Consider the following 24,345-nt stretch of genomic DNA (forward strand, 5'->3'; position numbering starts at 1 on the left):
TAATGAATCCCAAACATCTCAAAAACTGGTTTACTAATTGCTGCTACTGTACCTCATAACATCCGGAAGTGCTGTAACTAATAACCCAGAACTACCACTGCGGCTCGGAAGCCATCAAAGCAGTCGCAGCCTCGCTCGGTAACGGTTTAGCAAAAAAATAACCCTGACCGTATTCGCAGCCGATCGACCTCAACCTAGCTAATTGTGCCGCCGTCTCCACACCCTCAGCAATCACATCCATACCCAAAGCGTGAGCCAGCGCCACAATCGTCCGCACGATCGCCACATTCTCCCCCTCGCTTTCGATCTCCATCCGCCCCACAAACGACTTATCAACCTTCAAAGTATCCGTAGGAAACCGACTCAAATAACTCAACGACGAATAACCCGTGCCAAAATCATCAATTCCCAAGTTGACATTTAACGCTTTCATCTGCTTCAAAACCGCGATCGCCGACTCCACATCATCCATGACCACACTCTCAGTAATCTCCAACTTCAAACTCTCGGGACTCAAACCCGTTGCCCCCAAAATAGCCTGAATGCGATCGACCAAATCCGGCTGAGCAAACTGCTTCCCCGACAAATTTACACTCATAATCAAAGGCCGATCGAAATCAAACATTTCCTCCCACCGTCGCAACTGCCGGCAAGCCTCCTCCAGCACCCAGTCGCCCAGCGGCACAATTGCCCCCGTTTCCTCAGCCACCGGAATAAACTTCACCGGCGAAATCAAGCCCCGCAGCGGGTGCTGCCAGCGTACCAAAGCCTCAAACCCAATAATCCTCCCGCTTGCCAAAGATACAAAAGGCTGGTAGTGCAGCAAAAACTCCTGACGCTTGAGGGCCATCCGCAAATCAGTCTCCAACTGCAACCTCTCCACCGCCAAAGCGTGCATCGAAGCATTAAACACCTGATACCTTCCCGTTCCCAAAGCCTTCGCCCGGTACATCGCCGTGTGGGCGTCGCGCAGCAAGTGTTCCGGCTGTTCGCTCACAGTAGCAGCGGGTTCGCCCCCCAGCGCAATCCCGATGCTCGCCGTCACAAACACCTCCTGCCCCTTCAACTCAAAAGGCACAATTAAAGCTTGGTGAATGCGATCGGCCAAATCCACCGCACTGCCAACATCAACATTCCTCACCAAAATCGCAAAATCGTCGCCCCCCACCCGCGCCACAGTATCCCCGGAGCCAATACTTGCCCTCAACCGCTGCACTACCGACATCAGCAGTTCGTCCCCCGCCAAATGACCCAAAGAATCATTAATCACCTTAAACCTGTCTAAATCCAAAAACAGCACCGCAAACAGATAGCTGCGGCGGCCCCTAGTATTGGCGATCGCCCGCCCCAGACAATCCACGAACAAATCCCGGTTGGGCAAACCCGTCAGAGAATCGTGAAAAGCATCGTAAAGCTTCCTGTAAGCGCTGACGCCCCCACCAGTCAACACCAAACTCAAAGCCGGCGACACCAGCGGCACCCACCCACCCCCAGTAAAAATCCCAAAACTAATCCCCAACAGACCCATCAACGCCGCACCCCCAACTAATCCCGCCCTCGCAGGGTGCTGAATCCGCCAAGCCACAACCCCGCCAACCATCGCCCAAGAACCGTTCCACACAATTTCCGCCCATTCCGGCCACACCCAAAACAGCGATTGCCCATCCAAAACTGCACTCAATATTTGGCTGAGCATTTGCGCGTGAACCAGCACCCCCGGCATTTTCGGACTTTGCTTTTTAACGGGACTGTAGGGCGTCAGAAACACGTCTCTGGTGCTAGGTGCAGTCGTCCCGATCAGCACGATCTTGTCCTTTACCCAACTCGGGTCAAATTCCCCCTTCAACACCTGCCGGATACTGACTTGTCGCGCCACCTGCTTGCCAGAACGGTATTTGAGCAGAATTTGGTAGCCTCTGGCGTCAATATTTGCATAGCCGCCGCTGTCAGAAGTTAAAGGTACAAATTCTGCTTTGCCCCAGTTGATTTGTTTGGGATTAATCGGGCTAATTGTCGGCAGCAGTCTGTCTTTGAGATACAACAAAGCCACTTGCATAGAAAACGAGAAAGCAGCAGTCTTCTGTGCTTGCGAGACTGAAAGTAAATTGCGGCGTACAACGCCGTCAGCATCGAGCACGAAGTCGTTAAAACCAACCCGATCGGGCGGTATCCCCGGAGGCGCAGGCACTCCCGGACTTTCTGAATCGCTCAATTGGTTGATCGCCACAACATTCGGTGCTTTCAGCGCGGCCAGCAATTCTTGGTGTCCCGGCGCTTGAGGCAAATCCCGGTACAAATCCAAACCGATGACTTTTGGCTGATACTTTTGCAGTTTTGTCAAGGTTTGAGCGATCGCCTTGTCGGAAATCGGAAATCTCCCCAAAGCTTGAATATCGGCCTCAGAAATTGCCACTACCAGCAGCCGCGGATCGGGGCCGGAATCTAGCTGCAAGCGCACTAACGAGTCAAAACTCCCCAATTCCCAGCTTTGCAGGCCTCCCAACTGCCTAACTCCCATATTTAGCAGCGTTACTGTCGCGCCCGCCAGCATTGCAGGCAAAATCCTGACCCGTCGGTTTTGAGAACTCAGGTCGAAGCCAGTTGCGACAGACATTACAAATCGAAGATTCCGAGAGAAGTTGGCAGTCACAAAAAAAATATGTCGGTGCAAATTAGCTTTGCCCAAGTCTGTTCTTACAGAATTGGGCTTAATATGAGATTGAATATAATTTTTTCAGAACTTGTGCCGCAACCGAGTTTCTTTAAGCTAATAACTCGATTTGGCAAAGTATTTCTCGGATGGGAACCGGGTTTCTGAAGATTTGCCGACAAATTCTGTCTTTAATTCCTTGTTTCCCCAAATTCCCACAAGCGTTAAAATTTAGTCGATCGAACTTTCAGGATATTTTTGAGATTATGGCGAATCAACTTCCGATTCCGGTGATTGTTAACGGTGCAGCAGGCAAAATGGGCCGTGAAGTAATTAAGGCGATCGCCCATGCTAGTGACATGACCTTATTTGGGGCTGTAGACCGCTCTCCTGAGTGCCTCAACGCCGATGCCGGGGAATTAGCCGGATGCGGCCCGCTAGAAGTTCCGATCACTGACGACTTGCAAGGAATGCTGGTATTAGCTGCTCAGGAAAAGCAGTTAGGGGTAATGGTAGATTTTACGCACCCGAAGTCGGTTTATGAAAACGTGCGATCGGCTATAGCTTACGGGATTCGCCCCGTAGTCGGTACTACCGGATTGAGCAGCAAGCAAATTGAAAACTTAGGTGAATTCGCTGAAAAAGCCAGCACTGGATGTTTGATTATACCGAATTTCTCGATCGGCATGGTTTTGCTCCAACAAGCCGCTGTCACGGCATCTCAGTATTTTGAACACGTAGAAATTATCGAGCTGCACCACAATCAAAAAGCCGACGCCCCCAGCGGCACAGCCATTCAAACTGCCCAAATGCTAGCAGAAATGGGAAAAACATTCAATCCCCCCGAGGTGGATGAAACCGAAAAATTAGCCGGAGCTCGGGGATCTTTAGCCGATGAAGGGATTCGCATTCACAGCATCCGTTTACCCGGTTTAATTGCCCACCAAGAAGTAATTTTTGGCGGCGCCGGTCAAGTTTATACTTTACGACACGATACGAGCGATCGAGCTTGTTATATGCCCGGAGTGTTGCTGTCTATACGCAAAGTCCTTGAACTGCGATCGCTCGTTTACGGTCTGGAAAAGATCTTGTAGTCATTAGTCATTAGTCATTAGTCATTAGTCCTTGGTAATGTGGAATTAATCTAACTTCTAACTTCTGACTTCTGACTTCTGATTTCAACATCAATCCCTTAAATCCGTTACAACGCTTATACAATCCCCTGCCGAACAGACATCCGTTGCATCCGTTACAAAATCTGTTGCCGAACTTCCTATGCTAATTCCCTTAACCAGCGAAACCTTTAAAGAACTGATTCCTGCCGTCGCCACGGGAGCGCAATACAAATATATCTGGGGAAAACCGCCCGATTTTTTGAGGCGAATGTTAATCTCAGCGGTAACAGTAGTTTTCGTGCTGATAGTCTATAACTTCGCCGGTTCCGATGTCGCGCCGCTAGTTTTAATCACCGGATTGATTGCAGGTTTGTATTGGCTGTGGGGGCCGATTTTGTGGGCGAGTTTGCGGAATGCAGAATGCCGCAAATATCAATACTGCGGTTTTTGGCAAGGACGAGTTTTGGATATTTATATCACAGATGAAGTCACAAGCCAAGAAGAAACAGTCAATCAAAAAGGACAACTCGTAATTGTTGACAACTTAGAACCGCGAATTAATTTAGAAGTTGGCGACAAAACCGGATTTACCACTACACTTCGAGCTCCCTTGCGGAAAGATCACCAAGGAATTGCCCCCGGCCAAGCTGCTTTAATGTTAATCATGTCAAATCAAGAAGATTTGGGCCGGATTGGCAAAGTTTCAGATATTTACATTCCCAGCCGCGACGTGTGGGTGAGCGACTATCCTTATTTACGCAGGGATTTGTTTGTAGAAATGAGCCAGCAAATTAAAAAAGGTAGGAAAAAAGACCGCGATCGGGATAATGACAGTAGAAGTTCAAAAAGGCGATCGCCCGCTGATTATTAATTTTGAAAAGTACCCAACATTTAAGAGCGATCGCAAGTTAAACTTAGGAGAAAATTAACTCTCATAACAGCTAATGCCTACGGTTTTTCAGGTTGGACCATACAGTTTCATCTTTTTTAGTTCCGATCGAGGCGAACCAGCCCACATTCATGTTAAGCGCTATCGGCAACTTGCCAAATTTTGGATGAATCCTGTATCTCTAGAAAAAAATCGAGGCTTCAAAGAGCATGAATAAAACCAGATTGCTCGTCTTGTAGAGGAATACGAACAAATATTGCTGGAGGCTTGGCATGACTACTTTGGTACTTGAAACAGAACCCCTCGTAATTAAAGTCACGGTGACAGATGAAAAAGTAATTGTGGACTTAGTTGATGGTCGCAGTTTGAGCGTGCCCTTAGCTTGGTATCCCCGTTTGTTGCACGCTTCCCCGGAGGAAAGACATAATTGGCAGCTACTTGGAGATGGTTATGCCATTGAATGGGTTGATTTAGACGAACATATTGGAGTTGAAGGTTTGCTAGCAGGCCGACGCAGCAGTGAAAGTCAACGATCGTTTGAAAGTTGGTTAATTAACCGCATAACTAATGACTAACTTCCTCGCTACAAACACCTTTTAATTTGGGCTAGAAGGTTTAGTTTTCGTACGCCAGAAAAATTTAGATAGCTTCATTTTTGGTTGACCTAGCCGTTTGCGCCACGCTTCCATATAAGTGTAAAATACCGGAGTAAGATACAGCGTTAAAACTTGCGAAAACAGCAATCCACCGACGATCGCAATTCCCAACGGACGGCGCGATTCGGAACCGCTACCAACTCCCAGGGCGATCGGCAAAGTTCCAATTAAAGCCGCCATCGTTGTCATCATAATCGGACGGAAGCGGACGATGCAGGCTTCGTAAATAGCCTCAAACGCGCTTCTGCCTTCTTGGCGCTGTTTCTCGATCGCAAAATCTACCAGCATAATACCGTTTTTCTTGACAATTCCCACCAGCAGAATAATCCCGATAAACGAATAGAGATTGAGTTCAACCTGAAAGATTACCAGCGTTAACAGTGCACCAAATCCGGCTGACGGCAAACCTGACAAAATTGTCAGCGGGTGAATGAAATCCTCGTACAAAATGCCGAGAATTAAATAAATCACCAGAATAGAAACCAGCAACAACCAACCTAGATCGTTAAAAGATTGGTTAAATACCTGTGCTGCGCCTTGGAAACTTGTTGTCACTGACGGCGGCAAAACATCCTTTGCAACTTTCTCGATAGCTGCGGTTGCTTGACTCAGCGATGTGCCTGGGAGAGTGTCAAAGGAGATTGTAGCAGAGGGCAATCCAGTTAGGTGATTGACGGTTAGCGGCCCGACTGTTTGGGTGACATTTGCGATCGCACTTAGCGATATCATTTGTCCGGTGTTTGATCGCACGTACAGCATCGACAAAGCACTCGGATCGCGCTGATACTCAGGCTTTAGTTCTAACACAACCGTAAATTGATTGTTCGGGGTATAAATCGTGGAAACCTGTCCGGAACCGTAAGCTGCGCTGAGGGTTTTTTGCACTTGTTGAGCACTAACGCCGACGGTTGCGGCTTTGTCGCGATCGACTTTAACTTGAAGCTGAGGCGTGCTCAGTTGCAAATCGCTATCCACACCGCGCAATCCCGGTAGCGTTTTGATTTTAGCTAACAATTCCGGCACCGCTTGACGCAGCGCTTGCAAGTCTAAACTTTGCACCGTAAACTGATATTGTGAATTTGTTTGTTGACCGCCGATCGGAATCGCAGCAGGAGAGCGTAAAAAAGCTTGAATGCCGGGAATTCCGCGCAACTTAGGAGTGAGTTGTTGGATGATTTCGTCGGCACTGAGGCGGCGCTGCGATCGCGGTTTGAGCCTAATGGTGATGCGTCCGTTGTTCGCGGATGCGTTCGGGCCGCTGGCACCTACAGTTGAGTTCAATGCTGCGATGTTGGGATTTTTCCGAATGATATCAACGATTTGTTGTTGGTGAAGCAGCATATCTTCAAACGAAATATCTTGCGCTCCTTTTGTGTTAGCCATCAGTTGTCCCGTATCTTCAGTTGGAATAAAGCCTTTCGGAACCATAACGAACAGATAAGCCGTCAATACCAGCAGAATTACAGAAACAATCAGCGTCACAAAACGGTATTTCAAAACAGGCTTTAGCGACCCTTCGTATCCTTGCAGCAGCAGCTCGAATCCCCGCTCAAAAAGGTGGTAGAAGCGGTTTTGTTGGTGTTGGTGGGACGATTTTAGAAATCGACTGCACAACATCGGCGTGAGGCTCAGAGAAACAAATCCCGATACCAAAATTGCCACAGAAATTGTCACAGCAAATTCGTGGAATAACCGACCGATTAACCCGCCCATAAACATGATCGGAATAAACACGGCGACTAATGAAAGCGTCATGGAAACAATGGTAAAACCAATTTCTTTCGACCCTTTTAATGCTGCTTCTAGCGGTGCTTCTCCCATTTCTTGGTGGCGAACAATATTTTCGAGAACCACGATCGCATCATCCACCACAAACCCCACTGAAAGCGTCAGCGCCATCAGAGAAAGGTTATCTAACGAGTATCCCAACTGATACATCACTGCAAACGTACCGATAATCGCCACAGGCAAAGCTAAACTCGGAATTACCGTCGCTGTGAGGTTCCGTAAAAATATAAAAATTACTAAGACAACCAGACACACCGACAAAACTAAGGAGAACTTCACATCGTCTACAGAAGCCCGAATTGATTGAGAGCGATCGTACATAATTCCCATTTCGACCGATTGGGGAATTTGTTGTTTGAGGGCGGGTAACATTTGCACGATCGAATCGACGATTTCGACAGTATTTCCATCCGGTTGAGGTTGCACTGCCAGCAAGATTGCAGGTTGATTTGTAACGTTTTTATCGGTGTACAAATTCAAAACTTTGTTATTCTGCACGTCGTCAATTACGTTTCCTAAATCTTGCAGCCTCACTGCTGCGCCATTTTTGTAAGCAACGATCAGCGATCGATATTCTGCTGCACGGTTCAATTGACCGTTTACCTGAATTAAATAGCTTTTGTTATCGCCAGAAAGGCTTCCGGTTGGCAAGTTTACATTTCCTTGCGTAACTGCGGTTCTAACTTGATCTAACCCGATTCCCCTTGAGGTCAATTCTCGCGGATCGAGTTGAATTCTCACTGCATATTGTTTCTGCCCGTAAACCTGCACTTGTGCCACACCGTCGATAGCTGAGATGGGTTGTGCGATCGTCACTTCTGCGGCTTCATCCACTTCTGCAATTGGCAGGGTTTTGGAGTACAAATAAAGGTATAGAACCGGCGCAACTGAAGGGTTAACTTTGCGGTAGGTTGGCGGTTTGGGCATTCCCGAGGGCAATGAACCTGCGGCGGCGGCGATCGCAGCTTGTACGTCTTTAGCAGCAGAATTCACGCTGCGGCTGAAGTCGAATTGTAGGGAAATATTCGCGCTACCGGTGGAACTGGTGGAGTTAAACGAATTGAGGCCAGCTATTTCAGTGAACTGTCTTTCTAGCGGCGCGGCAACTGAGGATGACATTGTTTCGGGGGTTGCACCGGGTAAGCTAGCAGAGACACTTACAAAGGGATATTCAACGTGAGGTAAGGCGCTAATTGGTAGCAGGAAATAACTCATCAAACCGAAGATTAGAATGCCGATTGTGACCAGTGCGGTCATTACGGGGCGCCGGATAAAGATTTCTGAAAGGTTCATAAAACTTGGTTGGTAGTGAGATGTCGAACCGTGAGGACACGGCAGTGCCGTGTCCCTACAATTAATCGAGGTAGGGACACGGCATTGCCGTCTCCTCCTCGCGAGGATAATCGATTATTTTGGGGCGCAAGAAACGGTATTGCCGTGTCCTCTTAAAACGGTTATTTTACCGTCCTCATTTAAACGAAAAAACTTGCCGAAACTTCACCTCATTGAGCTTTTTACGCCACGATTCCATGTAGATGTAAAATACGGGCGTGAGATACAGTGTCAAAACTTGTGAAAACAAAAGTCCGCCGACAACGGCAATTCCTAACGGGCGGCGAGATTCCGAACCCGCACCAACTCCCAGGGCGATCGGCAATGTTCCCATTAAAGCCGCCATTGTGGTCATCATAATCGGTCGAAAGCGCACTAAGCAGGCTTGATAGATTGCTTCCGCTGGTTTTTTGCCGTCGTTGCGCTGGGCTTCGATCGCAAAATCCACCATCATAATGCCGTTTTTCTTAACAATTCCTACCAGCAAGATGATGCCGATGAATGAATAAACGTTGAGCTCAACACCAAACAACATCAGCGTTAATAATGCGCCAAATCCCGCCGAAGGCAATCCCGACAGAATTGTAATTGGATGGATGAAATCTTCGTACAAAATACCGAGAATCAAATAGATGACGAGAATTGCGATCGCCAACAGGATACCCAAACTCGGCAGCGAACTTTGAAATACTTGGCTCGCGCCCTTATAATTGGTAGAAATGCTGTCAGGAATTACCGATTTCACGATTTTGTCGATCGCGCTATTTGCCGTTCCCAGCGCCACCCCAGGGGCGAGGTTGTAGGAAATTGTCGCAGCATTCATCCGCCCGACGTGGTTGACAATTAACGGTGCAATTCCCGGAGTGATTTTGGCAAACGTTGCTAGCGGTACTTGTGTTTGACTCGCAGAAGTATCACTCGAATTACTGCCTGTTGTGGCGATGTAAAGCTGCATCAAAGCATTGGGATCTTTTTGATACTTTGGTTCTAGCTCCAAAATAACTTGATACTCGTTGCTCGCACCGTAAATCGTGGAAACTTGGTAAGCGCCGTAAGCATTTCTCAGGGTGTTTTCAATTTGACTGGCAGTAATTCCTAATGCTGAGGCTTTGTCGCGATCGATATCAATTTTGATTTGAGAAGTCATCTGCAAATCGCTGTTAACATCCTGAATTTCTGGCATTGCTTTCATTCTGTCAACCAGTTGCGGGACGTATTGCCGCAGCGGTAGAACGTCAGAACTTTGCAGCGCGAGTTGATACAATCCAGTGCTTTGTTGAGTGCCCAGCGGGATTGCCGGAGGATTTTGCAAGAAGACTTGAATGCCGGGAATGTCTGCTAGTTGCGATCGCAAATTCTGCACAATTTCGTCTGCTCCCATCTGCCGCTGCGAGATCGGTTTCAGCCGAATAAACAAGCTTCCCGAATTTCCGGCAACTGCCGCCCCGCCGCCATTTGCACTCGCTCCTGCCCCGATATTCGAGTTGACTGCTTCCACGTTCGGATCTTGGCGGATCGCGCTGACAACTGCTTGCTGGTGGCGCACTAATTCATCAAAAGAGGCATCTTGTGCAGCTTGAGTAATGCCGGTGATTTGTCCGGTGTCTTGGCTGGGAATAAAGCCTTTGGGAACCGCGATAAATAGTCCAACTGTGACAAACACCATTGCGAATGACAAAATCATCGTGGTGCGGTGAAATTTTAAAACTTTCTTGAGGCTCCAATCGTACCAACTCAGAAAGACCTCGAATACATACTCTGAAGCTCGATAAAGCCGGCTTTGATTGGCGTGATTTACCGGACGCAAAAAACGGCTGCACAACATCGGTGTCAGGCTCAAAGATACAAAGCCTGAAACCAAAATTGAAACTGCAATCGTCACTGCAAATTCATGAAACAAGCGCCCCAACAACTCGCTCATAAATAACATCGGAATAAACACCGCCACCAACGAAAGCGTCATCGATAAAATCGTAAAGCCGATTTCCCTAGACCCGTTTAGCGCCGCTTCTCGCGGGGTTTCTCCTTCTTCTATGTGGCGGACGATGTTTTCGAGCATGACGATCGCATCATCGACTACAAAGCCGACGGATAGCGTCAGTGCCATCATCGACAAGTTATCTAGCGAGTAGTCCAATAAGTGCATGACGCCAAAGGTTGCGATCAGCGAAACCGGCAGCGCTAAACTGGGAATGACTGTTGCAGAAAGATTGCGTAAAAATAAGAAGATTACTAAGATGACTAGGGCGATCGTCAAAACGAGCGTAAACCGAACGTCCTCAACCGAATCGCGAATCGATTGAGACGCATCGTACATCACCCCAAGCTCGATCGAACTCGGAATCTGAGTTTTTAAGTTGGGCAGTAATTTTTGAATCGTCTCTACAACTTCTACAGTATTTGTGCCCGGCTGTCTTTGAATCGTGAGGATAATTGCGCGATCGTTGTTATACCAACTAGCAAGTTGAGTATTTTCTACGCTGTCAATGACTCGTCCTAATTGTTCGAGATAAATAGGCTGTCCATTTTTGTACGTCACAATTAAACGGCGGAATGCAGCAGCATCCTGAAGCTGTCCGTTTGTTTGCACAGTAAAGTTTTTATGGCTGCCGGAAAGGCTTCCTGTGGGTAAGTTGACGTTTCCTTGTTCGATCGCAGTTTGCACTCGATCGATGCCAATTTGCCGCGTTGCTAACTGTTGCGGATCGAGTTGAATTCTAGCAGCATATTTTTGAGAACCGTAAATCTGTACTTGCGCCACACCGGCGATTGTCGAAAGCTTTTGCGCTAGATAGGTTTGTGCGTATTTATCAACCTCAGAAAGCGGAAGTGTTGGGGAAGTGAGATAAAGGTAAAGAATCGGCCCGTCGGCGGGGTTGACTTTGCTGTAGGTAGGCGGATTTGGCAAATCGTTGGGCATTTGACCGGAGGCCGAGGAAATTGCCGATTCCACATCTTGCGCCGCATCGTCAATACTGTGGCTGAGATTGAACTGAAGCGTAATTTGAGTTTTGCCGCTGGTACTTGTTGAGGTTAGCGTATCGAGTCCAGCAATGCTGGAAAATTGCTTTTCTAGCGGGCGCGCCACCGATGCAGCCATCGTTTCCGGGCTGGCGCCGGGTCGGGAAGCGCTGACTTGAATCGTGGGATAATCGACGTTTGGCAAATCGCTAATCGGCAGTAAGCGATAACTCATCCAACCAAAAATTAGAATTGCCGCCATCACCAAGGTGGTCATAATTGGACGGCGAACAAACGGTTCTGAGAGATTCATTAGTTACCTCCGCCCTAGGGATTCTTGCGCGATTTCCATGACTTATTTCCCGATGAATTAGAGTCGCCGGCAGATTTTACATTAGTTTCTTTGGCTCCAGATGTGTCTGAATTATTATTGCCTTTAGTATTATCTGAATTATCTTTAGCATCCGCTGCGGTTTTAATGCGAATCTTGCTGCCATCAACCAGATTTGCTTGTCCGTCGGTGACAATTTCATCACCCGCATCCAGACCTTTTTGGATAACAGTTAAGCCGTTGATTGTATTGCTGACAACTACAGGCACATTTTCCACTGTATCGTCTTCTTGGGCGACAAATACGAATTGTCCGTTCGGCCCTGTCTGTACTGCTTGTGAGGGAACAACAATCGCATTTGGTTGTTGACTTAATGTTAAAGTTGTGCTAACAAATTGACCGGGAAAAAGTTTGCCATCTGCATTATTAAAGTCGCCAATCAGTTGAATTGAGCCAGTGGCATTGTCAACCGTATTGTTCACAAATGACAAGGTTCCCGATATCGGACGATTGTTTCCAGCAAAGGTGACATCAACTTTAAGTTTGCCGTTGTTCGCGTATTTTTGGATTTGTGGCAGGTTCGATTCAGGAACGGAAAAGGCAACTTGAATGGGATTAATTGTAGATATTGTCACCAAGGGTTTGTCGGTGCTTGCTTGCACCACATTGCCTTCTGTCACCAGCACATTTCCGGCACGCCCGTCGATCGGCGCATAGACCTTGGTATAGGATGATTGCACCTGAGCATTTTTCAAGGCACCGCCGTCTGCACTCAACCCAGCTTGAGAACCCTCGATCGCAGCCCGATCGCCCTCCACGACAGCCCGAGCATTCTCAATCCCCACTAAATCGCTTTTCACCGCCGTCTCAGCATTCTCAATCCCTACTAAATCGCTTTTCACCGCCGTCTCAGCATTTGCGATCGCCACTTCATCACTTTTAACGGCTGCCTCAGCATTGGCAATCCCGATGCGATCGCTCTTCACCGCCGTCTCAGCATTGGCGATCGCTTGCTTGTCAAGATCGACCGTTGCCGCAGCGGCTCGGCTGCTGGTAGCGTATTGTTGGGCTTGGTCTTGACTGATTACTCCTTGTTTGTAGAGGGCTGCGTACCGTTGACTTTGTGCTTCGGCATATTGGGCTTGAGCTCGATCCTTGGTCAAGGTGGCGATCGCTTGCTTGACTGCGCCTTGGTCTTTTTCCAGAGTCATTCTGGCTTGTTCGACGACTCCTTTGTCTTTAGCAAGAGTCATTCTGGCTTGCTGGACAATTCCTTGGTCTTTTTCCAGAGTCGCTTTGGCTTGCTCGACCATTCCTCGGTCTTTGTCAAGGGTTGCTCTAGCTTGTTCGACAACTCCTTGGTCTTTAGAAAGGTTGGCTGTGGCTTGTTGCACCTGTGCTTGGCTTTTTGCTACGATTCCTTGAGCTTGCTGGATCGAGGCAGTTTGAGAGCGATCGTCGATCGAAAACAGCAATTGTCCTTTCTTAACTTCTTGTCCTTTCTTGAAATAAACTCCTGTAATCCGCCCGCTAGCTTGTGGTGTCACCGAGACAGTAGAACTCGATTGCACGTTGCCGATCGCTTGCAACTGTATCGGAACCGTTTTTTGCGTCACTGTTGCCACCATTACCGGAGTCACTTGCAGTCTGCCGCTGCGGCTCGGTTTTTCCGCTTTAGGAGCAGTCGATCGAACCCAAACCAAAAATCCCAACCCGGACACCAGCAGCAACCCCAGCAGCAACAGCGCAATCCGCCCTTTCGCCAGCACCTTTTCCGTCGGTTGTTTGGCTGCAACACTTTCCGCCGGTTCGCTCTCCGGCAATGTTGGAGCTTCCTGAAAAACTTCACGGAGAGCGTCTTTAGGAGTTTCACTAACAATTTCTACGTTGTGCGTCGGTTGCTCGTTCAGCTTCTGATTTTCGTCAGAAACTTTAGGGCGAGTGCCATTCCGACTTTCACTAATAATTTCCTCGATCATCACAAACCTCCTTTGTAACTAACATCTTGCACTATTCTCAAAAACAGGCTTTCCGACCTGTTCTACAAAAGATGAGTTTTATCGCTTCACAGGCATCTTTCCTGTTCGTAAAAGGCTTATTAACAAGGGTGCAAAAGGTGAGCAACATCTCATTTGTAACTAACATCTTGTATCATTTATCATTCTCAAGAACAGGCAAGATGCCTGTTCCACAACAGATCAATTTTCTTGTGGAGTAGGCCGGAGAACCCGCGCAAGTCCTGTATCAGTTTCGCACTGCAAATTGCCCAATCAGAGCGTTATTGCGAACTTGTTTGAGACTGCTTTTGTCCCCGAGGATAAGCAGTCTTGAGAATGTCTTTAATTTTTGTCTTTTGTTCGGCGGTGAGATTTAGCTCCGACAAAGCTTTTCGCATTTTTTCACCTCCCTTGACTTTAGTTTCTAACTGTTGTACCTGCTCTGGCGTCAACACCACTTCGACTTGTTTGCGAAGTTCCTCGCGTTTCTGTGCGCGTTCTGCATTCGTTGCTTTCGGTTGCGCTGAACTTGGAGTTGCAGTCGCCGCGACAGGTTGAGCCGCTTGGGAGGAAACTGAATCCGCCTTCGCTTGGTCTGAACTTACTGGATTGGCCGCCGTCGTGTCAGGTAGAGTAGGTTCCGAAGCATTGGATTGCGTACAAGCAGACAAACCGCCTACCAAAAGTGCACCGACGAGGAGAAATGCTGGTGCGATCGTTGTTCTTTTCATGATTTACTGCGTCTAATTAACCTTCACCACCAAATCTTATAGGTTAAAATCAGCCAGCGCATGACCCAAGACTCCTAACTTGATTAGTCAAAAAGCACTTTGCGGTTGTGACTTTTTTCCTAGTCCCAAATGCCAAAATCAGCCGAAAAGGCTCTAGCGCGATCGTTGGCGGATTCGCTAAGCTGCTACACATAACTTGTCTGTTATGGCAAAAGGGGAGAGCGGGAAGAGCGGGAGAGTGGGAGAGTGGGAGAATGGGAAAGTGGGAGAATTGCTCAATGACTAATTCCCTCAACATTCATCCGTTAAATCCCGATTCACTGCGCGTTGCCGAACTTCCTTCTGAACATAAGGGGGTAACGTGTTTTTTGACTCCAAGATACCTTCTACAATTAGGTCAGCGACCTTGCTTGAATCGCTCCAGCTTTTGATGGGGAAAAGTTCTATGATTCGCTTGACCTATCCGTCCTTTCGTTTGTTGCTTTATTTGGAGTGGCTGCTGCTGGCGACGGCAGCCTTGATGGAAGTGCTGCATCCGTTTCAGTCGCTCTGGTCGCTGCTGTTACGGGTTGGCGCGATCGCACTTTTCGGCGCGATCGGGTTGCGTTTGCCAACAGTTCGGTTAGGTAGAAAAATTTTATTTACAGCCCTAGAATTTGGCTTGATTTTGCTGCCAATTGTCCAGGAAGGGTTATCTAGCCGATCGAGCTTTTTGCTTTTTCTCGTGCTGCTGATGCGCAGTTGTCTGATCTTCCGCCAGCCGGGGCAGGTGACAGTCTTGGGTTTAGCCTTGCTGTCCTATAGCTCGCTACTGTTATTAAAACCTATTTTACCTGAAAAAGTCATTGCAACTGTTTGGGAATGGCGATTTAGCAATGTGTTATTATTTGGCTTGACATTAGTGTTCGCTTTATTGTTAATTAATGCGTTGATTGCGGAACGCCAAAGCCGAGAGCAATTAGAAATCGCTCACGATAAATTAGCCGTAACTCACGAACAACTCCGCCATTATGCACTGCGAATTGAAGACCAGGCAACTTTGCAGGAACGCAATCGGATTGCCCGCGAAATCCATGACGGACTCGGACACACCCTAGCGGCTCAAACGATTCAGCTCAATAATGCCCTCTTGTTCTGGAAATCGGAGGATGAGAAAGCGCTGGGGTTTCTAAAACAGGCGAAACAACTCGGATCGGAAGCTTTGTTAGAAATTCGCAAATCTGTTTCGGTTTTGCGATCGAATCCTTTGCAAGGATTGTCGCTCGAAAGTGCGATCGACAAACTTCTCCAAGACTTTCAGCGCATGACTGCGATCGAAGTTTCCAACTCGATTCGCTTACCAGTTCTGCTATCTCAGGAAATCAATACAACACTTTACAGAATTGTGCAAGAATCGCTCACAAATATTCACAAACACGCTGATGCAACGGTGGTGACAGTTGGGTTGCAGCAACACGCAGGACAGATTTATTTGTCGATTGCTGACAACGGCAAAGGCTTCGACCCTGCACAAAATACCACTGGATTCGGGCTCCAGGGAATGCGGGAACGAGTGGCCGCTGTCGGCGGTCAATTTGCGATTTACAGCAAGTCTGGAAACGGTTGCCGGATTTCGGTTGCTTTGCCCTCTCAAAACATATAGAAACCAGCGGTTTAAACCGCGTCTATACAAACTTTTGTCCCTATATAAAAGACTCAAGAAATGATAATGCAGTGCGGTTTTCCCCATGCTAATTGATGCGAGGATTGTTATATGATTCGGATTTTGCTAGTGGACGATCGGCATATTATTCGCCGGGGAATCAAGAGTATCCTGGAATGCTATTCTGATATGCAGGTAATTGGTGAAGCTGAAAACGGACAGGAGGCGATCGCACAAATTCCCATCCTACAGCCCGACATTGTGCTGATGGATATTCGGATGCCCGTGATGGATGGCGTCGCAGCAACCGGGGCGATCGCCCAATCTTATCCCGATACAAAAGTCCTGGTTTTAACCACATTTGATGACGATGAATATGTCAGCCAAGCAATGCGGCTGGGTGCAAAAGGCTACTTGCTCAAAGATACCGAACCCGACGAACTTGCCTTAGCTATTCGCGCTGTTTATAAAGGACACACGCAACTCGGCCCGGGATTGTTTGAGAAAGCCCTGATGACTCCTGCTGCAACCAATCCGACGGTTGTTTCTCCGCCAGAATTAGAGCAACTCACGCCCAGAGAATTAGAAGTGTTGCGTTTAATAGCTTCAGGCGCGAACAACCGAGAAATCGCTCAAACCTTATTTTTGTCGGAAAACACGGTAAAGAACTATGTAACGAATATTTTGAGTAGGTTAAATTTGCGCGATCGAACTCAAGCCGCGCTGTTGGCTCATTCACTCTTCAATTAGGGACTTACCGATGCCTGAAAGTGGCAATCAAAGCCTTGCTCAGAGACAGATTCAGCCACTTTCTCACCACCCGATTTTTTACACTCACCCATCCGCGCCAGCAGCACACAAAATCATCAACTGTTCCCCTCTTGGCCGTAAGCCTGCCAAGCCAAATCCACCAGCCCGTTAACAATAGCCACAGCCACCACCGCAGAGCCCTTGCGGCCCTCAATCCGAATGTGAGGAACCATGGAATCGTGCAGCCGCGACTTAGCCACGTCAACCCCCACAAACCCAGAAGGAGTTCCAATCACCAAAGCGGGTCGAATTTCCTCAGATTCAATCAAATCTACGATCGCCGACAAAGCAGTTTGAGACTGGCCCACCACAAAAATCCCCTCAGGATAGCGTCTTGCCAAAGTTTCAATCCCCCAAGCGGCCCGCGTCCTTTCCTTTTGTGGGCGTGTCAAAGCCTCCATCGAACAGTAAACCGGATTCGCAAAGGTATTTTGGATCAAGGGCGTAATGCCCACCTGCACCATCGGCACATCTACCACGATCGTAGTCCGAGCAGCCAAAGCGGCCGCCCCGGCTTGCAAAGCCTGATCGGAAAAACTAATTAAAGACTTGTACTCAAAATCAGCAGTCGCATAAATCACGCGGCGGACTATTTCGTACTCCGCCGCTGAAAAACCGTGGTCGCCAATTTCGTTATCGATTAATCCCAGACTCTGGGCATCGCTTACGTGCCATTCCATTTGTTGGATAGCTGTCGCCTCTGAGTTGTCAGGTATCAGCTTACCAGCTTTTAGTCAATTCGTTGACTGTTGACTGATGACTGTTGACTGTTGACTGGCAACAGTTGACTGGCAACAGTTGACTGGCAACAGACAAGTGACAACTAAGTTTCCGACGAAGAAGATTTGCCCAGCACCGGAGTTAGGAATGCCACCAAAGCTCCGATCGCAAAACCCGACACATTCCGAACCACAGGCAACCAGTCAGAAGTCCTAGTCACCACCGGTCCAAGTCCGAAAGCGAAAAACAGAATGCCCCACAGCGGCGAAAAAATCAGCGCCCACTGCCAAGCCACCACCTGTCCCGGCTTCCGAGGCTGAGCAGCAAACCCGCAGATGACGCCGCCAACCACCGACGTAATTAACGTCAGAACCCACTGTTCCCTCGGCAAACCCGGAACCACGCGGCACCCGCCCTGACGCAAACAGCCTTCGATCGACTCCAAAGATTCAATAATCGCTCGATCTTCGCCATTGTCCCGCACAAAAAATTGATTACCGTAGCGGGTTTGCAGTTCCACCCAAAAAGTGCGGGGCAGCAGCGGATACAGCGAGTCGCCCACATTAAAATTGAGCAAATTTCCCCCTCGGGGGTCAGCAACTAGCAACACGCTCTTGTTATCTAGTCCCCAATAACTTTTGACAGCTAAACCGGGCGTGCGATCGTACTGAGTCAGCACTCGCAGTTTCCAGCCGGTTTCGGCTTCAAAAGCCTTTAAATTTTTTGCCAAACTCTCTTCTTCAATATCCGTGAGGGCTTTAGCTAAATCAATGATCGGCGTCTGAGTTGAGGGCAACAAATCGGGATTGTTGAAAGCGTGGGCCGCAGGTGCGATCGTCCACACCGACAAAGCCAGAAAAAATGCGGCAGCAAAGGCTAGAAATTTTCGCGGGAAAAGCTGTGACATAGGAACTTGTAATCCGGGTCTTAATTGTGAATGCTAGCTGGCGGTGTTAACCAAAGGATAAGAGAAAACTCATATTTCTTTACAATTATTTACTTTACAGGAAGGGGAGAGCAAGGGGAAGGGGGAAAGAGTTTTTGAGAAAGGGGGAGGGGGAGAGGGAGAGGGGGAGAGGGGGAGAGAGGGGGAAGGGGGGAGAAATTAGCGATCGAGCTCCTCAAGGGGGTGAGTAACATCGAAAATCGAAAATCCACTTAATCCCCCAATCGAAAATCTAAAATCTAAAATCGAAAATCCACTGAATCCCCCAATCGAAAATCTAAAATCTAAAATCTAAAATCGATTTGGTTTTGCCCCCACCCCCTCACAGAGACGCCGATCGCGATCGCTCACATTAGGATTAGTTCTCAGATAATCCCCCACCCAATCGCAGCCCCTCACCAGCAAATCATCAAGATCCAAATTCCACAAAATCACCCGATTATCTCGGCCTGCAGAAGCCAGAACCTTCCCATCCGGGCTAAAACTCACGCTCATCACGCTATCCTTGTGACCCGTCAAAGTTTTCAGCAAAGTCCCGCTGCGACTCCACAGCTTCACCTTATGATCGTAACTGCCCGAAGCAACCAACAAACCATCCGGGCTAAAAGCAACGCTAGTCACGCTGTCGCTAGAACCCTTCAGCAGCGTCGCCACCAAAGTCCCGTCCACCTTCCACAACTTCACCGAATTGTCGTAACCCGCCGAAGCCAGCATTTTGCCGTCAGGGCTAAAAGCAACCCCCAACACAAAACTGTTGTGAGCTCCTTCAAAAGTTCTCAGCAAACGACCGTCCCGATTCCAGAGTTTGACAGTACCGTCATCGCTTGCAGAAGCCAGCATCGAGCCGTCGGGACTGAAAGTCACCCCTGTCACCCAGCCTGTGTGTCCCGTCAAAGTTTTAATCAACCTGCCGTTTCTCGTCCACAGTTTCACAGTCTTGTCCTTGCTAGCCGAAGCGAGAATCTCGCTGTCGGGGCTAAAGCTCACGCTCATCACGCTGTCGGCGTGGCCGTCGAGAGTCAACAGCACAGAAGGCGAACACGGGAACAGCGGAGCCGAAGGACAAGGCAGAATATTACTCATGCCATCTTCTTTCAAACTCCAGACTTTCACCGTTTTGTCGTAACTCCCAGAAGCAAGTAACTGGCCGTCGGGGCTGAAACTGACGCTGGCCACTCTCTGAGTGTGTCCTTCCAATGTTTCCAGCAAAACTCCCGTGCGGCTCCAGAGTTTGATAGTTTTGTCCGTAGAAGCAGAAGCCAGCCTTTGACCGTCGGGGCTGAAAGTAACGCTTTGCACCCGGTTTTGGTGTCCGTCGAGGGTTTTGAGCGGCACGTCATCGAGCCGCCACAGCCTGACAGTTTTGTCAAAACTTGCCGAAGCCAGGGTTTTGCCTTCCGGGCTAAAAGTCACCTGAGTAACCCGATCGGCGTGTCCCTCAAAAGTTCTCAGCAAGCGACTCTCCGGTTTAATGTTGCTAGCATCGGTTGGGCGTTTGTCGCCAACACCAGCAAGACTCCAGAGTTTGACAGTCCCGTCTGCACTTCCAGAAGCAAGTGTTTGACCGTCGGGGGAGAAACTGACACCAAATACCCATTTGCTGTGTCCCCGCAAAGTTGTTAGCAGTTCGCCCTTATTTGCTTGTGTTGAATTTTCTGTTGCTGGGTGTTTTAGTGCAGCGATGCTCCAGATTTTCACCGTTTTGTCTTCACCCGCACTGGCGATCGTTTCACCGTCGGGGGAGAAACTGACGGTGTAAATTTTCGAGGGTTGTCTGTTGTCGCTGTGCCACAAATTAGCGATCAACCTGCCGTCAGAACTCCACAGTTTCACACTACCGTCATCGCTCGCCACAGCGATTATTTTGCCGTCGCGGCTGAAGCTGAGCCAATTTACCGGAGCAAATTGTTCGATCGTTCGCAGCAGCGTGCCGTCGGTTTTCCAAAGTTTGATTGTTTTGTCTGTAGATGCACTGGCGATCGTTTGACCGTCAGGGCTAAAAGCAACGCTGGTAACGCTATTAGTATGCCCTTTGAAAGTTGCTAGCAAACTGCCGTCTGTTTGCCAAATTTTGACAGTTTTATCTAAACTTGCCGAGGCTATTGTTTTGTTGTCGGGACTGAACGCGACAGAGGAAACGCTGTTAGTGTGACCTTTAAAAGTTGCCAGCAAACTGCCGTCGCGCCGCCAAAGTTTGACGGTTTTATCTACACTGGAAGAAGCTATTGTTTCGCCGTCTGGACTGAAACTAAGACCCCAAACTACATCGCCGTGTCCCTCCAAGCGGTTGCGTTCTTTGACTCCATAAACAGCCTGCTGGAGGGCAGCAGAAATTAGAATTTCGGTGTCTTTGAGAGTATACATTTCTTGGGAGTGTTCGATGTGTCTCCACTTTTTACCAGCTCTCAAACTTTCCATCATGGCGTCAAATTTGTTGTTTGAGAAATAAAGTGCTTCAGAAGCTGCTGTGAGGGTACTAATTTCGGCTCGTTGAGTTTGAGCGACAGCTAGCTGTTTTTGACCCACGGCCCGCCACCAAAAGTTGACGGCGGCGATCGTGGAACTCGTCAGCAGCATGACGCCGATCACTGCTAATCCCAGCAGTTGTTTGAGAAAAGTATTGGCTCGGTAGAGCTGTGCTTGACTCATGTTTTTGTCCGCTTCCGCTTTGTGCAGTCTGGCTTCTAAGCCGAATCTTTGGCGGATCGGTCGCACTAAATAGTCGTGTACCAATTGATAGCGGTCTTCTGGGGCTTCCCGCAGCAGAAATAGCAAACCGTGACCGACTAAAATGTCTAAAATTAAGTCGAGGTTGTCGGTTTTCTTTTGTCGGATTTCTGGGTCTTTTGCGAACTGTCGCTGTAGGGAAATTCGGTTTCTGCCGATCGCCGATAATTCGGTTTCGCGGGCATCGGCTGGCTGCTGACCTGTAACTAACGAGAGTTCGTGTTTGGTTTTTATCAGCCGAACGCCTCTTTCATCTGTCAGGGAAAACAAGATTTTCCAAGCTGCGTCTTCGTTAACGGGCCCGCAGTCAGAGATGACTCTTTCGAGCGATCGCTTCACTAATTCCGCTTTGGGATTGTCCCCCAATTGCTGGTATTGTGCTAAACTGGTAATACCTTCTTCTTGAAGTTGCGCTCCCACTACCTGCAATTCGATCGGTCGCACTTCTTGCAATTCGTCTGCTAAATCTTCTACGAAGGCATCGATCAGTGCCGGCTCTAAATAAAATTCCGCCCGTTCTGTTAAGTGTCCGATGACAGCCCGCGCGTCTTTGATAGAAAAACTCCGCAGTTGGTAGCGGATGCTTTTGTCGAGAATATTATTGTTAATAGCGTCAAGATTTGGGAAGCGATCGCAATCTAGTAAGTAGTGCAAATAATCTTCGCGCAAGCACAGAATTATTTTGACATAAGGCAAATTCAAAAACAAGCGCAAAAAATTATAAAAAAGTTGTCTTTGTGCCACTGAAGTCGAAACAAAGAAAAACTCTTCAAACTGATCGAAAATCAGCACAGTCAACAAATTATTTGTGGCATTTTCGCGCAACTGTTCTATAATAAAAGAAGAGACTTCCGAGCTGCGAGCAGGAATAACCGAGCAACTTCTTTTATGGATTTTCTGTAGTCCTTTGGAGATTAATTTACTTTCCTCTTCGGCTTGTTTGTCGTACAGTGCGCTGTTCAAAGCATTTTCTAACTCCACCAGCCAATCAGTGTAAACTTTGACTACTACGGGCAATGTATCGCGCGCGCCCGGAGTAATATTTTTCAAAGCTGGTACTAAGCCGGCATTGACTAGAGAACTTTTCCCGACTCCGCTGGGCCCGTGAATAATAGTTAATTTATGGTCGTCCCTGCTAATTCTTTCTAGCAAGCTATTGATATCTGTTTGGCGGGAGTAAGCTGTCATTTCCGCTGCGATTGCGGCTTGATTTTGAGCTGATGGACCCGAAGGATTGACGGCTTGTCGCTGCTGCTGCAATTGGCTGGCTCCGATAAAAGCTCTAAATCCGTATTGATATTCGATCGACCGCTGGGTTTTTTTAATCCGAAACGCTTTGAGATACTCTCCCTGCTCGAAATAAACCGCTTGCAGTTCCGTCAAAATATCGATGTAAAGTCGGGGGTCGTACTTCGGCTCGCTTTGAGCTTGAGCCAACTCCAATGAATGAACCGCCGCTTCCCACTGGTCTAGCTGCCGCAAACTTCGGGCTAGCAGTAAAAGATACGAACTTCTGTCAGATTTGGGATGTTGGATTTTAGATTTTGGATCGTTACTTGACTCGTTAGTGCCCACAATTTCTGGATAATTTCCCTCAAACCCCAATCTCAAATCTTCAATCAGCAATCTCAAATCGTTAGGCGTTTGATCCAAAATTGCCAAAGCCAACTCGGCTAGCTGGCGGGCTTGACTCCACCTCGACTGTTGCAGGGCAACTTCAGCCAAAAAGCCGTAATCTTGAGCTAGTTGGCTGGGAGTACCGTAAGTGAAGTGCAACTGCAAAGAATTTTCAGCTAATGCTTGCAACTCTCCCCAAGCTTTCAAGCGCTGCAGCACTTCTCCGAGGTGTGCTGTCACCTCAGCTACCAATTCGGGACGTGAGGCAAGGGAGAAAGCGTTTCTAGATTGTTCGAGGCTAATCCAAGCTTGTTCCCAGTGCTGGCGGTTGGCTACCGGATTTCTGGCTGCTTGCAACCGATGACACAGGGCTATGTGAAACAGCACTATGCCTTCTCTCTCTAAATATAAAATGTTGGGGACAGGATTCGACAAGGAAGAGAAGGTTTCTGGGTTTTCGGAATCTTCCGAGTTTGCGAGTTCCCAGTTGCCGGTTTGCTGCTGCCAAAAGGCTAAACTTTCTTGGTAGTGAATTAAGGCTGTTTCGGTTTGGTCGCTGACATAGTAATCTCGACCGAGAACGAATTGCAGGCTGGCTTTGAGGGCGGGTTCTAATTCTTCACCGCGATTTTGTAAATCTCTTAAAGCTAATTCTAGTTCTCGGCGCGGCAAAGAGCCGATCGCCAAATCGAGGGTATTGCCCGGACTCAAGGGCGAATACGAGCGGAGATCTGATTGTCGTGCGTTTTGGGGTTGAGAGTGAAAAGTGAGAAAGCTTTCTCCGGAGCTAATTTCGCGCTCTTGGGCGCGTTTTTCGCACTGCGTTTCCCAGGTTCCAAAACTAGCCAGGGCGCCGACGTTGCTGCTTCCGATTTCTTGATTGAGTTCGCCTACCTTAAATATAGTATCGGCCCGTCTAGCAAGGAAATTAATTAATTCGTCAACGGCCATTTCAAATTTAATTGTGGCGGCGGCCCAACTTTTGAAATCCGGGGCCAGACGAATCATTTTGGTCACGATGTCATCTGTTACCCACAAAATTACCGGGCAGGAAAAATTTTTGCGGAATTCGTCTCGCACTTGATTGGTAGAGGCCATCAGTTCGTCGATCGCTACTACTGTTTCTAAACCGAATACCATCAAAGCCGAGGCGGAACTGACAGGGGAAAACCCCTCCTGAAAAGTGCTTGCCAGCAGGCTAGTGTAGAGAGTTTTAACTGAAGCTGGCAGGACGAAATCTTGAATGGGAACTGGGGACACTTCTCGCAGCCGCTGCGCTATTTGCTGCCGCAACTGCTCGTAGTTGCAGCGCACCAAAATTAGCGAGAATTGGTGTTGAGACATTGTGATGGATCTTACCAGAGTTTTGAGCGAGCGCTCGTTGTAGTTGGCTGTTTCTTGTACCTTAATTAGATCGGTCATGCGTGCACCTC

The 24,345-nt window shown here is 48.2% G+C and carries 14 protein-coding genes; 6 read left to right on the plus strand and 8 right to left on the minus strand.

The features are described from left to right. Positions 1 to 91 precede the first annotated feature (91 nt). Positions 92 to 2,614 (minus strand): EAL domain-containing protein, encoded by a 2,523-nt coding sequence (locus QUA20_RS18575; protein WP_333190554.1) that lies wholly within the window; start codon positions 2,612 to 2,614, stop codon positions 92 to 94. A 302-nt stretch (positions 2,615 to 2,916) separates the two neighbouring features. On the opposite strand from QUA20_RS18575, the gene dapB reads away from it, so the two are divergent. The 4 genes from dapB (at position 2,917) to QUA20_RS18595 (ending at position 5,229) form a co-directional block, all read left to right on the plus strand. Beyond that, positions 2,917 to 3,744 carry a 4-hydroxy-tetrahydrodipicolinate reductase gene (dapB, locus tag QUA20_RS18580; protein ID WP_333190555.1) on the plus strand — a complete coding sequence of 276 codons (828 nt, stop codon included), beginning with the start codon at positions 2,917 to 2,919 and terminating at the stop codon, positions 3,742 to 3,744. A gap of 181 nt (positions 3,745 to 3,925) precedes the next feature. Next, positions 3,926 to 4,636 carry a phosphate ABC transporter permease gene (locus QUA20_RS18585; RefSeq protein WP_333190556.1) on the plus strand — a complete coding sequence of 237 codons (711 nt, stop codon included), beginning with the start codon at positions 3,926 to 3,928 and terminating at the stop codon, positions 4,634 to 4,636. A 73-nt stretch (positions 4,637 to 4,709) separates the two neighbouring features. Next, positions 4,710 to 4,871, plus strand: coding sequence for a DUF4160 domain-containing protein (locus tag QUA20_RS18590; RefSeq protein WP_333190557.1), 162 nt, complete (start codon positions 4,710 to 4,712; stop codon positions 4,869 to 4,871). 55 nt (positions 4,872 to 4,926) lie between these two features. Next, positions 4,927 to 5,229, plus strand: a complete 303-nt coding sequence (locus QUA20_RS18595) for a DUF2442 domain-containing protein (RefSeq protein ID WP_333190559.1) — start codon at positions 4,927 to 4,929, stop codon at positions 5,227 to 5,229. A 21-nt stretch (positions 5,230 to 5,250) separates the two neighbouring features. Here QUA20_RS18595 and QUA20_RS18600 read toward each other — a convergent pair whose 3' ends face one another. The 4 genes from QUA20_RS18600 to QUA20_RS18615 all read right to left on the minus strand — a co-directional run bounded on the left by QUA20_RS18600 (position 5,251) and on the right by QUA20_RS18615 (position 14,450). Next, positions 5,251 to 8,391, minus strand: coding sequence for an efflux RND transporter permease subunit (locus QUA20_RS18600; protein WP_333190561.1), 3,141 nt, complete (start codon positions 8,389 to 8,391; stop codon positions 5,251 to 5,253). A 175-nt stretch (positions 8,392 to 8,566) separates the two neighbouring features. Then, complete coding sequence (locus QUA20_RS18605; protein ID WP_333190562.1) at positions 8,567 to 11,704, minus strand: efflux RND transporter permease subunit; 3,138 nt, start codon at positions 11,702 to 11,704, stop codon at positions 8,567 to 8,569. Positions 11,705 to 11,718: 14 nt separating this feature from the next. Continuing rightward, on the minus strand, positions 11,719 to 13,701 hold the full coding sequence (locus tag QUA20_RS18610; RefSeq protein ID WP_333190563.1) for an efflux RND transporter periplasmic adaptor subunit: 1,983 nt from the start codon (positions 13,699 to 13,701) through the stop codon (positions 11,719 to 11,721). Positions 13,702 to 14,000: 299 nt separating this feature from the next. Continuing rightward, a complete protein-coding gene (locus QUA20_RS18615) occupies positions 14,001 to 14,450 on the minus strand; it encodes a hypothetical protein (protein WP_333190565.1) in 450 nt (149 codons plus the stop codon). A 445-nt stretch (positions 14,451 to 14,895) separates the two neighbouring features. On the opposite strand from QUA20_RS18615, the gene QUA20_RS18620 reads away from it, so the two are divergent. Together QUA20_RS18620 and QUA20_RS18625 are read left to right on the plus strand one after the other, a co-directional pair. Beyond that, positions 14,896 to 16,092, plus strand: a complete 1,197-nt coding sequence (locus QUA20_RS18620) for a sensor histidine kinase (protein ID WP_333190566.1) — start codon at positions 14,896 to 14,898, stop codon at positions 16,090 to 16,092. A gap of 111 nt (positions 16,093 to 16,203) precedes the next feature. Then, positions 16,204 to 16,842: a response regulator transcription factor gene (locus QUA20_RS18625; protein ID WP_333190568.1), complete on the plus strand. Its 639-nt coding sequence runs from the start codon at positions 16,204 to 16,206 to the stop codon at positions 16,840 to 16,842. A gap of 116 nt (positions 16,843 to 16,958) precedes the next feature. On the opposite strand, the gene QUA20_RS18630 is transcribed toward QUA20_RS18625, so the two are convergent. From QUA20_RS18630 to QUA20_RS18640, 3 genes are all read right to left on the minus strand, one after another. Next, a complete protein-coding gene (locus tag QUA20_RS18630) occupies positions 16,959 to 17,582 on the minus strand; it encodes a precorrin-8X methylmutase (protein ID WP_333190569.1) in 624 nt (207 codons plus the stop codon). 143 nt (positions 17,583 to 17,725) lie between these two features. Then, on the minus strand, positions 17,726 to 18,529 hold the full coding sequence (locus QUA20_RS18635; RefSeq protein ID WP_333190570.1) for a TPM domain-containing protein: 804 nt from the start codon (positions 18,527 to 18,529) through the stop codon (positions 17,726 to 17,728). A 330-nt stretch (positions 18,530 to 18,859) separates the two neighbouring features. Then, positions 18,860 to 24,334: a WD40 domain-containing protein gene (locus QUA20_RS18640; protein ID WP_333190571.1), complete on the minus strand. Its 5,475-nt coding sequence runs from the start codon at positions 24,332 to 24,334 to the stop codon at positions 18,860 to 18,862. Positions 24,335 to 24,345 lie beyond the last annotated feature (11 nt).

Origin of the sequence: Microcoleus sp. Pol7_A1, assembly GCF_036701085.1 — a bacterium.
Classification (GTDB): domain Bacteria; phylum Cyanobacteriota; class Cyanobacteriia; order Cyanobacteriales; family Microcoleaceae; genus Microcoleus; species Microcoleus asticus.